We start from the raw sequence: 14,673 nt of genomic DNA on the forward strand, positions 1-14,673 counted from the left end.
GGATTAAAACTATGTTGGTTTGGATTTCAGAATATTTAATTAAATATTTTTCCTTTTTTAATGTGCTCTCTTATTTAACAGTTAGAGCAATATTAGGGTTATTAACCTCGTTAACCATTTCATTAATCTTTGGGCAAAAAGTTATTGATTGGTTGCAAAAATTACAAATCGGTCAAGTCATTCGTCATGACGGGCCTGAATCTCATTTAAGTAAAAAAGGCACACCAACCATGGGCGGAACGCTTATTTTGGCGTCAATTACATTATCGGTTTTTTTATGGGCAGATCTTCGTAATCCTTATGTTTGGGTAACGCTATTTGTTTTAATCGGTTATGGAATTATTGGATTTGCTGATGATTACTTAAAAGTGATTCGTAAAAATACTGATGGCTTGATTGCTCGTTGGAAATATTTTTGGCAATCGCTAATTGCATTAATTGTTGCTTTTGGACTTTATGCTTATGGTAAAGATACTTCAGTGACAGTACTGGTTGTGCCATTTTTTAAAGATGTGATGCCACAGTTAGGATTATGGTACATCTTATTAGCTTACGTGGTAATAGTTGGGGCTGGCAATGCAGTTAATTTAACTGACGGACTCGATGGGCTAGCCATTATGCCAACAGTTTTTGTTGCAGCCGGTTTTGCTTTGGTTTCATGGGCGACGGGTAATGTCAATTTTGCAGCCTATTTACATATACCTTATATCAAATTTAGTGGCGAATTAATGATTGTTTGTACAGCTATTATTGGTGCTGGATTAGGTTTTTTATGGTTTAACACTTACCCTGCAATGGTTTTCATGGGTGATGTTGGTTCATTAGCATTAGGTGGCGTGTTTGGTATTATTGCGGTTTTACTGCGTCAAGAATTTTTATTATTCATCATGGGTGGAATTTTTGTGATTGAAACCGTATCGGTGATTTTGCAAGTTGGTTCGTTTAAATTACGTGGTAAACGAATATTTAGAATGGCGCCAATTCATCATCATTATGAATTAAAAGGCTGGCCGGAGCCTCGAGTTATTGTCCGTTTCTGGATTATTTCGTTAATGCTGGTACTAATTGGTTTATTAACCTTAAAACTACGTTAGTAAAAACAAGAGTAGGATTGAATCATGGTGAGTTATCAGGGTAAAAATATTGTTATTATTGGATTAGGTATCACAGGGCTTTCTTGTGTTAATTATTTCCTTGCTCAAAATGTTATTCCAAAAGTAATTGATACTCGATTATCACCATCCGGTTTAGAACAACTAGATGAGCGTGTTATTTATCACTTAGGCGATTTAAATGTTGATTGGTTATATGAAGCTGATTTAATTATTGCCAGTCCCGGAATGGCTTTATCTACTCCAGAATTACAACTAGCTGCCGAAAAGGGAATTGAGATAGTCGGTGATATTGAACTTTTTTGTCGGGAAGTGAATCTTCAAACCAATAAAAAAATTGTGGCAATTACCGGCGCTAATGGTAAAACCACTGTCACTACATTAGTTGGCGATATTATCAAATCTGCAGGTATTAAAGTTGGAGTCGGTGGAAATATTGGTCAACCAGCTCTAACATTGTTACAGCAAAATTGTGATATATATGTGCTTGAACTATCGAGCTTTCAATTAGAAACCACTTATAGTTTGCATGCAACTGTTGCAACAATATTAAATATTACCGAAGATCATATGGATCGTTATCCGCAAGGATTGATGCAATATACACAAGCAAAACAACGTATTTATCAAAATGCAAAATATTGTGTCATTAACGCTGATGATAAACTAACTGTGCCTACGGTGAATCATCATCAATGTGTTTCTTTTGGGTTAATTCATGGCGATTACCACTTAGATAGTCAGTATCAACATTTAATTGCTCAACAATGTCCGGTGTTATCAACTAAGGATATGAAATTAATCGGTTGCCATAACTATCTTAATGCATTGGCTGCTTTAGCAATCAGCGATAAATTAAATATTCCTCGCACTTCAAGCTTGGCAACAATAGCTTCATTTCAAGGTTTACCGCATCGCTTTGAACAGGTATTTGAAGACAATGGTGTTATTTGGATCAACGACTCTAAAGCGACGAATGTCGGTAGTACTGAAGCCGCATTAAAAAGCGTTGTGTGTCATGGTAAGCTTTTCTTGCTCTTGGGTGGGGATGGGAAAGCGGCTGATTTTTCTCCATTAATTCGATACTTACAAAATAGAAATATTGAAATTTTCTGTTTTGGACGAGATCGCAATTTATTAGCCAAATTATTGCCGGATAACACCATAGTTACCGAGACAATGGCTCAAGCGATAGAAATTATTGCTCAAAAAGTAGAAAAAAATGATGTGGTATTACTGTCGCCTGCTTGTGCGAGCTTAGATCAATTCAAAAACTATATTGATCGCGGAAATCAATTTACGCAACTTGCTAAGCAGTACGGTCACAGGAGTGGAAAATGACACTGTTTGCCATCAAAAAACAAGTTAATCCGAATATACCTTTTGATAACCAATTACTCTGGACGGTAATTGGCTTAATGATATTTGGGTTAATTATGGTGACTTCTTCGTCCATGTCATTTAGTGAAAGTAACCCTTTCTTTTATACGCAACGTGAACTTATTCAGCTGGGTATTTCGCTGTTTTTAATGTTCATTACGCTCTATATCCCAATGCAACGCTGGCAACAATTTGGCTCAATACTATTAATTATCGCCATTATTATGTTAGTAATGGTGTTGGGGATTGGATCATCGATTAATGGTGCTTCTCGTTGGATTCCGCTTGGCGTTTTTAATTTTCAGCCAGCAGAACTTGCTAAGTTATCATTATTTATATTTTTAGCCAGTTATTTAACTCGAAAATCAGATGAAGTGCAAAATAGATTTTGGGGCTTTTTTAAACCAATGGTGGTTATGGCCGTTCTTTCTATTTTGTTATTAAAACAACCCGATTTGGGCACCGTTATTGTGTTATTTATGGTCACAATTGGTATTTTATTTATTGCTGGTGCACAATTATGGCAATTTATTGCAATATTATTAACAGGCGTTGGCGCTGTAATTTGCCTTATATTATATGAATCCTACCGTTTAACACGATTATTAACGTTTCTTGATCCATGGCAAGATGCAACAGGATCGGGGTATCAGCTTGTAGCTTCTTTAATGGCGATAGGTAGTGGCGGAATAAGTGGCCAAGGCATGGGCAATTCTATCCTAAAATTAGGTTATTTGCCGGAATGCCATACAGATTTCATATTTTCAATTATCTCTGAAGAATACGGATATATCGGCGTAGTAGCGTTATTGTCATTATTATTTTTATTGACATTCAAAGCGCTAGCTATTGGTTACCGCGCACTGAATGAAGGTTCTCAATTTTCCGGTTATTTAGCTTGTGAAATTGGAATATGGTTTGGTTTCCAAACTTTTGTCAATGTCGGTGTGACATCTGGCATGTTACCCACTAAGGGGCTAACACTACCATTTATTAGTTATGGTGGCTCTAGTCTTATTGTAATGAGTATTGCGGTCGCAATCTTATTGCGAATCGATTTTGAATTTAGACAACAACAAGCGCAAGCAAGAATAAGGTCAATAAAATAATGAAAAAGTTATTAGTTATGGCTGGGGGTACCGGCGGTCATGTTTTTCCAGGAATTGCAGTTGCGCATTATTTAATGAAGCAGGGCTGGCAAGTCAGGTGGTTAGGTACCGCTGACAGAATGGAAGCACAACTCGTGCCTGAAAATGGTATTGATATTGATTTTATAGAAATTTCAGGCCTGCGTGGCAAAGGGATAATGGCATTATTAAAAGCGCCGTACAAAATATCAAAAGCGGTTTTTCAAGCTAGAAAAATTTTAAAAGCTTATAAACCCGACGTTGTGCTAGGAATGGGCGGGTATGTATCTGGACCCGGCGGTATAGCCGCTAAAACGTTAGGTATACCTGTTGTTTTACACGAACAAAATGGGATAGCTGGTTTAACGAATAAATCGCTCGCTAAAATTGCAACTAAGGTTTTACAAGCTTTCCCAACGGCGTTTGCTAATGCACAAGTCGTTGGTAATCCGGTGCGTCGTGATTTATTAACCGTTGCAGAGCCAACAGAAAGATTTAAACAGCGACAAGGTCCTATACGTGTATTAGTTATGGGGGGTAGTCAAGGTGCAAAAGTAATTAATGATGTTGTACCTCAAGTGATAACAAAATTGTCCGATAAATATATAGTCTGGCATCAAACCGGTAAAGGGATGCTTGATGAGGTGATTAAAGCTTATCAACATTGTGATATGACGAATAATAAAGTTACCGAGTTTATTACTGATGTGAAAGAGGCTTATAGTTGGGCAGACATTGTGATATGTCGTAGTGGTGCTTTAACGGTAAGTGAAATTGAAGCAGTGGGTATTGGTGCGATTTTTGTGCCATTTATGCATAAAGATCGCCAACAATTTTGGAATGCAAAATCGTTGGCCGATATTGGTGCAGCTAAAATAATAGAACAACCCGATTTTAATGTAGAGTCACTACTTAATTTACTTGCAAATTTGACTAGAGAAGATTTGCTTGAAATGGCGGTTAAAGCTAAAAGTTTGGCTGTCCTGGATTCCACAGAAAAAGTGGCGGAAACACTGGTATCAGTGGTAAAATAGTTAGTTTTATATCCAATTTTGTGTAATAATCTTGTCAAAAGATTTCAAGTTTAGTATATGTTTGAGTCAATAATAAATTGAGTTATCTCAAATAATAATTCTATAAATGCAAAATCGATTATATTAGATGAAAACTTCAGGCAAAAATAGACGAATTAGGGGTTAGATTGTGAATACAAAGGAATTAGCTGAATTAAGAGCAATTATTCCAGAAATGAAACGAGTCAAACATATCCATTTTGTCGGTATCGGTGGAGCCGGCATGGGGGGTATTGCTGAAGTTCTTGCTAATGAAGGGTATCAAATAAGTGGGTCTGACATCGCTCAAAATGCCGTAACAGAACATTTAGAAACTTTAGGTGCAAAAATCATTATAGGACATGCAGCGGAAAATGTACTTAATTCAAGTGTGGTTGTGATATCTTCGGCTATATCACAAGATAATATTGAAGTCATCGCTGCGCGTGAGGCACGTATTCCTGTCATTCAACGTGCTGAAATGTTAGCTGAGCTAATGCGTTTTCGCTATGGTATTGCTATTGCAGGTACACATGGTAAAACCACAACAACCGCAATGGTTACCGCCATTTATGCGGAAGCTAAGCTTGATCCAACTTTTGTAAACGGTGGATTAGTAAAAGCGGCTGGAACGCATGCCAAATTAGGTACAAGCCGTTACTTTATTGCTGAAGCTGATGAGAGTGATGCTTCATTTTTGCATTTGCAACCAATGGTCTCAATTGTTACAAATATTGAACCAGACCATATGGATACTTACCAAGGTAGTGTTGATAATCTTAAACAGACCTTTATTTCGTTTTTGCGTAATCTTCCTTTTTATGGTCTGGCAATTATGTGCTACGACGATCCGATTAATCGGGAATTATTGCCGGTAGTTGGACGTAAGATTATTACTTATGGGTTTAGCGAAGAAGCTGATGTTGTTATCAAAAATTACCGTCAAGAACGTGGGGTTAGTTATTACACGGTATGTCGTCCGGATCGTGATGATCTGCAAATTGAATTAAATGCTCCGGGTAAACATAATGCATTAAATTCTGCGGCTGCTATTATTGCCGCCACTGAAGATGGGATTGATGATCAATCAATTATCAACGCATTAGCAAAATTTGCCGGAACAAGTCGACGTTTCGATTTGATAGGCTATTTTCCACATGCTAATGGCAAAGATATTATGATGGTTGATGATTATGGACATCACCCAAGTGAAGTAAATGCTACGATTCAAGCAGCCAGAAATGGTTGGGCAGACCGCCGTTTGGTAATGATATTTCAGCCGCACCGATATACACGTACTCGAGACTTATTTGATGATTTTGCGCAAGTGCTTTCACAAGTCGATGCGCTGGTTATGTTAGATGTGTATTCAGCTGGTGAACAACCAATTGCTGGTGCAGATAGCCGATCATTATGCCGTTCGATTCGTAATCGAGGTAAAGTTGATCCTATTTATGTTTCTGACTTAGATCTGCTACCGGAAATAATGCAAGAAATATTACAAGGTGGCGATTTATTAATTACACAAGGTGCTGGTAGTGTTGGTCGAATTGCTCGCCAATTAGCCAACTCTCAATTATTTGCAAAAGAGGTTTTATAAAAATGGTTGATAAAGTTGCTGTATTGTATGGTGGAACCTCTGCTGAGCGAGAAGTATCGCTCAAATCGGGTAAGGCTGTATTAGCAGGATTATTAGCAAATGGTATTGATGCACATCTTATTGATACTAAAGATCACCCTATAACTAGTTTAAAAGATGAAGGATATACTAAAGCCTTTATTATTTTACATGGTCGTGGTGGAGAAGATGGAATTGCACAAGCCATTTTAACTTATCAAAAAATACCTTATACTGGAAGCGATGTTTTATCTTCAGCGCTTACAATGGATAAATTAAAAACAAAATTAGTCTGGAAAGCGTTAGGCTTGCCAGTAGCTGATTATGTCATGGTAGACAAGTCTCAATCTATAGATGTCAATTCTATTGTTAAACAACTTAATTTACCGCTATTTGTAAAACCAAGTCATGAAGGGTCAAGCGTTGGCATGACTCGTGTAAATGAAGTATCTGAATTAAAAGCTGCCATCGAGGTTGCTTTTCAATACGATGATGTTGTCATGGTTGAATCATTTTTAGCCGGTCCGGAATTTACTGTAGCAATAGTTGGTGAAGAAGTTTTACCTTCTATTTACATTAAGCCTGCTACAAATTTTTATGATTATGATGCAAAGTATTTATCTGACTCAACCCAATATTTTTGCCCAAGTGGTTTAACTGAAGATAAAGAGCGTGAAATACGCCAATTAGCACTTGAAGCCTATAAAGCTGTAGGCTGTCGGGGCTGGGGTCGAGTAGATATTATGTTCGATCAAAACGAAAAACCTTATTTACTTGAGGTCAATACTGCTCCGGGTATGACAGATCACAGTCTGGTACCAATGGCTGCAAAACAGCACGGTTGGTCTTTCAGTGAGCTTGTTAATCGTATTCTAAATTTGGCAACAATATAATTGGCTAAATCTTTATGAAACAAGTCAGACAAGCAGCGCATCGACGAGAAAGTAGAAATAGACGGCGGTTGCTTGTTTTTCGTAATACAGAACAGTTGATAGGTTTTTTGTTCTTTATTATGATTATATTTATCAGTACTTGGGTCGTACATAGTTTTAAAAATTGGATGGACGACCCTGAACAAATGGTTTTGTCCCAGTTAACACTAAGTGGTGAACATACTTATACAACCGAAGATGATTTAAGAGAGGCAATTTTAGGATTAGGGTTACCCAATACCTATATTGGGCAAGATGTTGATGATATCCAGCAAGAAGTCATGCGATTTCCATGGGTAAAACAAGTAAGTGTTCGTAAACAATGGCCAGATAGATTGGTTGTTTACATCGAAGAGTACAAACCTGCTTTTTATTGGAATGACTTATTTTTATTAGATAAAAGTGGCAATGTGTTTAGTGTGCCACTAGATAGAATAGGTGAATTGCCATTACCAAGGATTTATGGGCCTGAAGGTAAGGCTAAGTCAATGCTTGAAACATATTATAGTTTAGAAAATCTTTCTAAGAAATTAGCTAATAATCAGTTAGCATTACAAATCACTGCTGCAATATCAGATGAACGTAATGCATGGCAACTGATGGTAAAACAATGTATAGCCGGTTTATGTTTAGAAAATCAGGATATTAAATTAATGCTAGGAAGCGAACATATTGAAGAACGTTATAACCGATTTATTAAATTATTCCCTGAAATTCAATCTAGAATACCGGTAGACGAAAAAATCACGGTGGCTGATTTACGTTATGAAAATGGTATATCAGTGCAAAGAGAAAAACTAGCGCAGTAAGGAATAAATAAAGGCTGAAGTATGAAAGCAACAGAAAAAAAATTGGTTGTCGGACTAGAAGTTGGTACATCCAAAGTTCTTGCCCTTGTTGGTGAAGTTCTTCCTGATGGTATTGTCAATATTATCGGCGTAGGTCATTGCCCATCAAAAGGTGTGGATAAAGGTGGTGTAAACGATCTTGAATCTGTGGTCAAGTCAATTCAACGCGCAATTGACCAAGCCGAGCTTATGGCTGATTGTCAAATATCTTCTGTTTATTTAAGCCTATCGGGTAAACATATTCGTTGCCAAAACGAAATTGGCATGGTGCCAATTGCTGACGAAGAAGTGACGGCTGAAGATGTCGACAATGTCGTGCATACTGCTAAATCGGTCAGAATTCTTGATGAACATCGGATATTACATGTAATAGCCCAAGAGTATTCAATCGACCTGCAAGAAGGAATTAAAAATCCAATTGGTCTTTCAGGCGTGCGGATGAAAGCAAAAGTTCACTTGATCACCTGCCATAACGATATGGCAAGAAACATTGTTAAAGCGGTTGAGCGTTGTGGACTAAAAGTTGATCAGCTCATATTTTCTGGTCTGGCATCGAGTTATGCTGTATTGACCGACGATGAAAAAGAGCTAGGTGTATGTGTTATTGATATTGGCGGCGGTACAATGGATGTTACTGTCTATACTGGTGGCGCATTACGCCATTCGGTGGTTATTCCTTACGCTGGCAATGTTGTTACGAGTGATATCGCTTACGCATTTGGTGCACCACCAATGGATGCGGAAAATATCAAGATTCGTTATGGTTGTGCTGTTGGTTCATTGGTCGGCAAAGATGAAGTTATCGATGTGCCAAGTGTTGGTGGACGACCTTCACGTTCATTACAAAGACAAACATTAGCAGATGTGATTGAGCCTCGTTATTCTGAGTTGCTTTCACTTGTGCAAAAAGAGTTACTTGTTTTGCAAGATGAACTGAAAAAACAAAATGTTAAATATCAATTGGCAGCAGGGATTGTTTTAACCGGTGGAGCAGCACAAATTAAAGGAATGGTTGAGTGTGCTGAAAAAGTTTTTCAAAATCAAGTTCGTATTGGGCAACCATTAAATATATCTGGTTTAACCGATTATGTACAAAAGCCTTATTGTTCAACAACAGTTGGGTTATTGCATTACGGAAAACAAAGTTTATTAAGTGATGATGCTAAAGATAGTCATAAATCATCATTAAAAGGGATAGCTAAACGATTGACCGGTTGGTTTAAAAAAGAATTTTAGCTAATATATTTAAGAACTTCGTGGACATTGTAGACCGTTATCTGTACAATGTTATTAGATCGTAAATTTGGAGATAAGTTATGTTTGAGCCTATGGTTGCAGATGATGAACCAGCAGCAGTCATTAAAGTTATTGGTGTCGGTGGTGGCGGCGGTAATGCTGTCGAGCATATGATTGCTGAGCATATTGAGGGTGTTGAGTTTTTTGCGGCAAATACTGATGCACAAGCATTGAAAAGAATAAAGGTAGGTCAAACTATCCAAATTGGTACTAATGTTACTAAAGGGCTTGGTGCAGGTGCTAATCCGGAAGTTGGTCGAAACTCTGCAGAAGAAGATCGTGAAGTCATTCGTAATGCGATTGAAGGTGCCGATATGGTTTTTATTGCAGCGGGTATGGGCGGTGGTACCGGAACCGGTGCAGCTCCAGTTGTCGCTGAAATTGCTAAAGAACTCGGTATCTTAACTGTTGCAGTCGTTACTAAACCTTTTGGTTTTGAAGGTAAAAAGCGTATGGCTTTTGCTGAACAAGGTATCGCTGAATTAGCAAAACATGTTGACTCATTAATTACGATTCCAAATGATAAATTATTAAAAGTATTAGGTCGTGGTGTTAAACTACTTGATGCTTTTGCTGCCGCTAACGGCGTATTAAAAGGTGCTGTACAAGGGATTGCCGAGCTTATTACTAAACCTGGTCATATCAATGTTGACTTTGCTGACGTAAGAACAGTGATGTCTGAAATGGGTTATGCTATGATGGGATCTGGTCGTGCAAGCGGTGATAACCGTGCCGAAGAAGCAGCTGAAATGGCTATTTCAAGCCCGTTACTTGAAGATATTGATTTATCTGGTGCACGTGGTGTTTTAGTCAATGTCACCGCTGGCTTAGATTTAGGTTTAGAAGAGTTCGAAACCGTTGGTAGTACAGTGAGAGCGTTTGCATCTGATAATGCAACTGTGGTTGTGGGTACAACTTTTGACCCTGACATGTCTGATGAGATTCGTGTTACTGTTGTTGCTACAGGTATTGGCATGGATAAACGTCCGGAAGCAAAAATCTCTAAGCCAATGGCTCATAACTCATTATTTACCCAAAGTAATACACTTGGGCAACAAGAAGAAAAATTAGCGAAAGTGGTTAATGAACCCGCTGTTTCTCCTCTTGAAGAACACAAGATTTTAGATATCCCTGCTTTCATCCGTAAGCAGGCTAATTAGTATTGAACTTATTTGGTTTTTTATTGTCAAATATCAATAGAAACAAATAAAAGAGTAGGTGCAAAGTGAAACAAAGAACCTTAAAAAAGACGATTCAAGCAACTGGTGTAGGTTTACATACCGGTAAAAAAGTTACTTTGACATTACGTCCTGCACCAGAAAATACAGGCGTTATCTATCGTCGTACAGATTTAAATCCGTATGTCGATTTTCCGGTTGATGCTAAATCAGTACGTGATACTATGCTTTGTACTTGTTTAGTTAACGAAGATAATGTGCGTATTTCTACTGTTGAGCATATCAATTCGGCATTAGCTGGACTTGGTATTGATAATATTATTATCGAAGTTGATGCGCCAGAAATTCCAATTATGGATGGTAGCGCAAGCCCTTTTGTTTATTTGTTGTTAGATGCAGGCATTACTGAACAAAATGCACTGAAAAAATTCTTACGAGTTAAACAAACTGTACGAGTTGAGAACGGCGACAAATGGGCAGAAGTTAGACCATATAGTGGATTTAGATTAGATTTTACCATTGATTTTCATCATCCTGCTATCGATAGCAGTTCACAACGTTATCAATTGGATTTTTCATCTGAATCTTTTATTCGCCAAATTAGTCGCGCAAGAACATTCGGTTTTATGCGTGATATCGAAGCATTGCAATCAAAAGGCTTATGCCTTGGTGGTAGCTTAGATTGTGCGATTGTAGTTGATGACTATAAAGTTTTAAATGAAGACGGTTTACGTTTTGAAGACGAGTTTGTACGTCATAAAATGCTTGATACTATTGGTGATTTATACATGAGTGGTCATAACATGATCGGTGAAGTGGTTTGTTATAAATCTGGTCATGCTTTGAATAATCAGTTATTACAGGCGTTATTAGCAAAACAAGAAGCGTGGGAATATGTTACTTTTACAGAAGATCAACCTGTTCCATTGGCATTAGGTACACAACAACTTGTTTTAGCCTAAATCAAATATAACGTTGATAACAATATAAACGCTTCCATTTGGGGGCGTTTTTTATTTTTAACCGCATGAGATAATTATTATGAATAATAGCCATTTTTTTGCTCATCTTTCACGATTAAAATTGATTAGCCGTTGGCCATTAATGCGAAATGTCCGTACTGAAAATGTTTCTGAGCATAGCCTTCAAGTCGCTTTTGTGGCACACGCATTAGCAATTATCAAAAATAAACGATTTAATGGCAAAGTCAATCCTGAGCGCATAGCATTGCTTGCTATGTATCATGATGCATCAGAGGTGTTAACCGGTGATTTACCGACACCCACTAAATATTACAATCCGCAAATCACAACTGAATATAAAAAGATTGAAAAAATTGCACAACATAAACTTATCGATATGTTGCCACAAGAGTTACAAGACGACTTTAGAACGTTGATTGATGATGATTATTATGACGAGTCAGAGAAAAGTATTGTCAAGCAAGCTGATGCCTTATGTGCTTATTTAAAGACTATAGAAGAGCTTAGCGCTGGTAACAATGAATTTCGATTAGCCGAACAAAGATTGAAAAAAACATTATCAGAACGAAATAGCCCGGAAATGGACTACTTTTTGGAAGTATTTGTACCTAGTTTTAGCCTGTCATTAGACGAAATAAGCATGGAATAAATATGCTATTAAATAAGCGATTTTACCCACGAGTTAATTCAATTGTCATTGATTGAATCACTGATTATTATCATTGAATTCGTTCATAGGCAAATTGACAACATAAATACTTTATTTTTGATAAATATAACATTTAACTGGTCGACCTATTGATAAGTAAGTTAAATGGCTTTCCAGTTCGCCAAGATCTTCCAAATAATCAAGATATTTTTTCAATGATATACGAGATAATGGGATTAATTCGACAATATCACTCATTGAAAATTCTTTATTATAATCGATGATAACTTCCCGCACTTTTTTCAATGTCTGTCTATCAATCCCTTTAGGTAGACTTTTATTTTGGCTAACGGGTTTGGCAAAAATGCGATCATCTAACTGATCTTGATTTAATATTTTGCTTGAGGACAATAACCGTATCCGTTCTTGATAAGAAATAAGTGCTGTTCTGAGCCTGCCAAATGTGAATGGTTTTACGATATAATCAATCACGCCCAGACGTAAAGCTGCTTGAATATCATTGGTATTACAAGCGGCTGTTACCATAATAATATCAATTTTAGGGTAACTAATACGAATATGTTGTAATAACTCAAGCCCGTTTAATTTGGGCATAAATACATCAAGCAAGATTAAGTCAACATGATTATCATGAATAAAATGTAAAGCTTGTTCACCATTAACCACATTAGCAACTAAATTAAAACCCGGTACCATATGCAAATACTTTTTATTTAATTCTGCCACCATTGGGTCATCTTCAACAATCAGTACGTCTACCATGACAGTTTTTTCCTCTATAAAGCTGTTTAAGTGGTAATGATACTTTAAAACACGTTCCTTTTTTATTAATTTGATCACATAATTGAATATGACCATTAAGTTCATCAATACTAGCTACAACTAAGTAGAGACCAATCCCTCGATTGTCTCCTTTGGTTGAAAAACCTTTTTTGAAGATATGCTGCATATCTTTTTCGCTAATGCCTTCTCCATTATCATTGACTTCAAAGATAAACGCTTCTTCATTAATCGATAAATTTACTTGAATCTGTTTATTATCTAAAAATTGGACTGCATCTAAGCCATTATCGATAAGGTTACCAAAAATAGTCACCAGACTATGGGTAACTTGAGAATCGGGAATCGGTGCTAAGATCCCACTCACATTAAAAGATAATGACACACCTAATTCACGTGCTCGACTAAATTTACTATTAAGAAAACCTGCCACGATCGGATCTTTAATTGCTTGACTGATGATATTCGATTCAGCTTGTTTGTTACCAATTATCTCTTCAAGATAATCGATAAGTTCCTGTTTATTATTGTTAAATGCCAATCCGTAAATTACATGTAATTTGTTATTAAATTCATGTGATTGTGAACGTAAAGCATCAGCATAACGATTGACGCCGGTAAGGTTTTCTGCCAGTGATCGAACTTCTGTCATATCTCTGAATGAGGCAATTGCCCCAACTAACGAATCGTTAACAAATAAAGGAGTACGATTAGTTAAAATTACAACCCCATTAATATTTTGTTCACAATCATATTCGGCTATGCCGGTCATCATAACTTCGTATAAACGGGTATTAGGGATCACATCAGCAATTTGTTGACCAATAATATTTTCTTTTTTACCTTCAATACGTAATATTCTTCTTGCCTCATTATTTATTTGAGTGATACAACCTTCTCGGTTAATCACAACAATTCCTTCTTTGACCGTTCTGATAATTGCATCTCTTTCTTCAAAAAGTTGAGCCATTTCTAACGGTTCAAGTCCATACAATATCTTTTTTATGTTACGGGATAATAATGAGGCTAATAAAATCGCAATGGCTAATGATGCAATAAGTGACAGCCATATAGGCTGACTTGTTCTGGCTACTAAATGATTAATTTTTTGCAGTGTTTGCCCAACTAAAACCGCTCCAATTTGTTGTTGTTGCTTATTATAAATAGGGCTAAATGCACGTATCGCATCACCTAACGTGCCTTTGGCTATTGAAGTATAAGACTCGCCTTGTAACGCTCTTTGCTCGTCCCCGCCAACAATAAGTTGACCGATTTTATCTTTATTTGGATGAGAATATCGAATGCCTTGCATATTAAAAATAACGATATAATCTACTTGAGCAAATGTTCTGGCTTGCTCGGTATAGTTTTGAATAAAATCAAGATTATTGGCCGTCGGATTTTGTAAAGTTTCAATAATGCTATCTGATGTAGAGATGATAGTGGCTATATTTTCGGTGCGCTGGCGAGAAAGGTTTAAGTATTCATCGTTAACAACATGAATAATATAAATATTCTGTGCAATAACTGATAATATAAAAACCAAACAAATTAAACTGATTAATTTGACTTTAAGCGATAACCGATTAAAAAAGTAGTTCATATTACAAACTCAAGACGAAATCCTTATGCATACTAATATAAACAGATTGATAAGAAAACCTACTAATAATTTGTTTTTATCAGTAGGTTTTTTT

At 36.7% G+C, this 14,673-nt stretch carries 13 protein-coding genes; 11 read left to right on the forward strand and 2 right to left on the reverse strand.

The features are described from left to right. The first annotated feature begins 11 nt into the window (after nucleotides 1–11). The 11 genes from mraY to yfbR all read left to right on the forward strand — a co-directional run bounded on the left by mraY (nucleotide 12) and on the right by yfbR (nucleotide 12,175). On the forward strand, nucleotides 12–1,094 hold the full coding sequence (gene mraY / locus J3U42_RS00810; protein WP_220218017.1) for a phospho-N-acetylmuramoyl-pentapeptide-transferase: 1,083 nt from the start codon (nucleotides 12–14) through the stop codon (nucleotides 1,092–1,094). 24 nt (nucleotides 1,095–1,118) lie between these two features. After that, nucleotides 1,119–2,453: a UDP-N-acetylmuramoyl-L-alanine--D-glutamate ligase gene (gene murD, locus J3U42_RS00815; protein ID WP_267335028.1), complete on the forward strand. Its 1,335-nt coding sequence runs from the start codon at nucleotides 1,119–1,121 to the stop codon at nucleotides 2,451–2,453. Next, nucleotides 2,450–3,601, forward strand: a complete 1,152-nt coding sequence (ftsW, locus tag J3U42_RS00820) for a cell division protein FtsW (protein WP_267329935.1) — start codon at nucleotides 2,450–2,452, stop codon at nucleotides 3,599–3,601. Before murD ends, ftsW begins: the two co-directional genes overlap by 4 nt. After that, nucleotides 3,601–4,653, forward strand: coding sequence for an undecaprenyldiphospho-muramoylpentapeptide beta-N-acetylglucosaminyltransferase (gene murG, locus J3U42_RS00825; RefSeq protein WP_220218014.1), 1,053 nt, complete (start codon nucleotides 3,601–3,603; stop codon nucleotides 4,651–4,653). Before ftsW ends, murG begins: the two co-directional genes overlap by 1 nt. Nucleotides 4,654–4,822: 169 nt before the next feature. Further along, entirely contained in the window at nucleotides 4,823–6,271 is a 1,449-nt protein-coding gene (gene murC / locus J3U42_RS00830; protein ID WP_416380425.1) for a UDP-N-acetylmuramate--L-alanine ligase, read from the forward strand. A gap of 2 nt (nucleotides 6,272–6,273) precedes the next feature. Next, a complete protein-coding gene (locus J3U42_RS00835; RefSeq protein ID WP_267335030.1) occupies nucleotides 6,274–7,182 on the forward strand; it encodes a D-alanine--D-alanine ligase in 909 nt (302 codons plus the stop codon). Nucleotides 7,183–7,196: 14 nt separating this feature from the next. After that, nucleotides 7,197–8,030, forward strand: coding sequence for an FtsQ-type POTRA domain-containing protein (locus tag J3U42_RS00840; protein ID WP_220218012.1), 834 nt, complete (start codon nucleotides 7,197–7,199; stop codon nucleotides 8,028–8,030). A gap of 21 nt (nucleotides 8,031–8,051) precedes the next feature. Further along, nucleotides 8,052–9,305, forward strand: coding sequence for a cell division protein FtsA (gene ftsA / locus J3U42_RS00845; protein ID WP_220218011.1), 1,254 nt, complete (start codon nucleotides 8,052–8,054; stop codon nucleotides 9,303–9,305). 92 nt (nucleotides 9,306–9,397) lie between these two features. Then, the gene (gene ftsZ / locus J3U42_RS00850; protein ID WP_370634068.1) at nucleotides 9,398–10,525 is read left to right on the forward strand and encodes a cell division protein FtsZ; all 1,128 of its coding nucleotides are present in this window, start codon (nucleotides 9,398–9,400) and stop codon (nucleotides 10,523–10,525) included. Between the two features lie 65 nt (nucleotides 10,526–10,590). After that, complete coding sequence (gene lpxC, locus J3U42_RS00855; protein WP_220218009.1) at nucleotides 10,591–11,505, forward strand: UDP-3-O-acyl-N-acetylglucosamine deacetylase; 915 nt, start codon at nucleotides 10,591–10,593, stop codon at nucleotides 11,503–11,505. A gap of 79 nt (nucleotides 11,506–11,584) precedes the next feature. After that, on the forward strand, nucleotides 11,585–12,175 hold the full coding sequence (gene yfbR, locus J3U42_RS00860) for a 5'-deoxynucleotidase (RefSeq protein ID WP_220218008.1): 591 nt from the start codon (nucleotides 11,585–11,587) through the stop codon (nucleotides 12,173–12,175). 111 nt (nucleotides 12,176–12,286) lie between these two features. On the opposite strand, the gene J3U42_RS00865 is transcribed toward yfbR, so the two are convergent. Both J3U42_RS00865 and dcuS read right to left on the reverse strand, forming a co-directional pair. Beyond that, nucleotides 12,287–12,958, reverse strand: coding sequence for a response regulator (locus tag J3U42_RS00865; RefSeq protein ID WP_267335032.1), 672 nt, complete (start codon nucleotides 12,956–12,958; stop codon nucleotides 12,287–12,289). Beyond that, nucleotides 12,936–14,579: a DcuS/MalK family sensor histidine kinase gene (dcuS, locus tag J3U42_RS00870; RefSeq protein ID WP_267335034.1), complete on the reverse strand. Its 1,644-nt coding sequence runs from the start codon at nucleotides 14,577–14,579 to the stop codon at nucleotides 12,936–12,938. The genes J3U42_RS00865 and dcuS overlap by 23 nt, the downstream gene beginning before the upstream one ends. Nucleotides 14,580–14,673 lie beyond the last annotated feature (94 nt).

The organism is Gilliamella sp. B2923, from assembly GCF_026536565.1.
Classification (GTDB): domain Bacteria; phylum Pseudomonadota; class Gammaproteobacteria; order Enterobacterales; family Orbaceae; genus Gilliamella.

What these genes read in the sequence shown, in the direction of transcription:
- mraY (WP_220218017.1), top strand. Translation starts at nt 12, where the DNA reads ATGTTGGTTTGGATTTCAGAATATTTAATTAAATATTTTTCCTTTTTT.
- murD (WP_267335028.1), top strand. Translation starts at nt 1,119, where the DNA reads ATGGTGAGTTATCAGGGTAAAAATATTGTTATTATTGGATTAGGTATC.
- ftsW (WP_267329935.1), top strand. Translation starts at nt 2,450, where the DNA reads ATGACACTGTTTGCCATCAAAAAACAAGTTAATCCGAATATACCTTTT.
- murG (WP_220218014.1), top strand. Translation starts at nt 3,601, where the DNA reads ATGAAAAAGTTATTAGTTATGGCTGGGGGTACCGGCGGTCATGTTTTT.
- J3U42_RS00835 (WP_267335030.1), top strand. Translation starts at nt 6,274, where the DNA reads ATGGTTGATAAAGTTGCTGTATTGTATGGTGGAACCTCTGCTGAGCGA.
- J3U42_RS00840 (WP_220218012.1), top strand. Translation starts at nt 7,197, where the DNA reads ATGAAACAAGTCAGACAAGCAGCGCATCGACGAGAAAGTAGAAATAGA.
- ftsA (WP_220218011.1), top strand. Translation starts at nt 8,052, where the DNA reads ATGAAAGCAACAGAAAAAAAATTGGTTGTCGGACTAGAAGTTGGTACA.
- ftsZ (WP_370634068.1), top strand. Translation starts at nt 9,398, where the DNA reads ATGGTTGCAGATGATGAACCAGCAGCAGTCATTAAAGTTATTGGTGTC.
- yfbR (WP_220218008.1), top strand. Translation starts at nt 11,585, where the DNA reads ATGAATAATAGCCATTTTTTTGCTCATCTTTCACGATTAAAATTGATT.
- J3U42_RS00865 (WP_267335032.1), bottom strand. Translation starts at nt 12,958, where the DNA reads ATGGTAGACGTACTGATTGTTGAAGATGACCCAATGGTGGCAGAATTA.
- dcuS (WP_267335034.1), bottom strand. Translation starts at nt 14,579, where the DNA reads ATGAACTACTTTTTTAATCGGTTATCGCTTAAAGTCAAATTAATCAGT.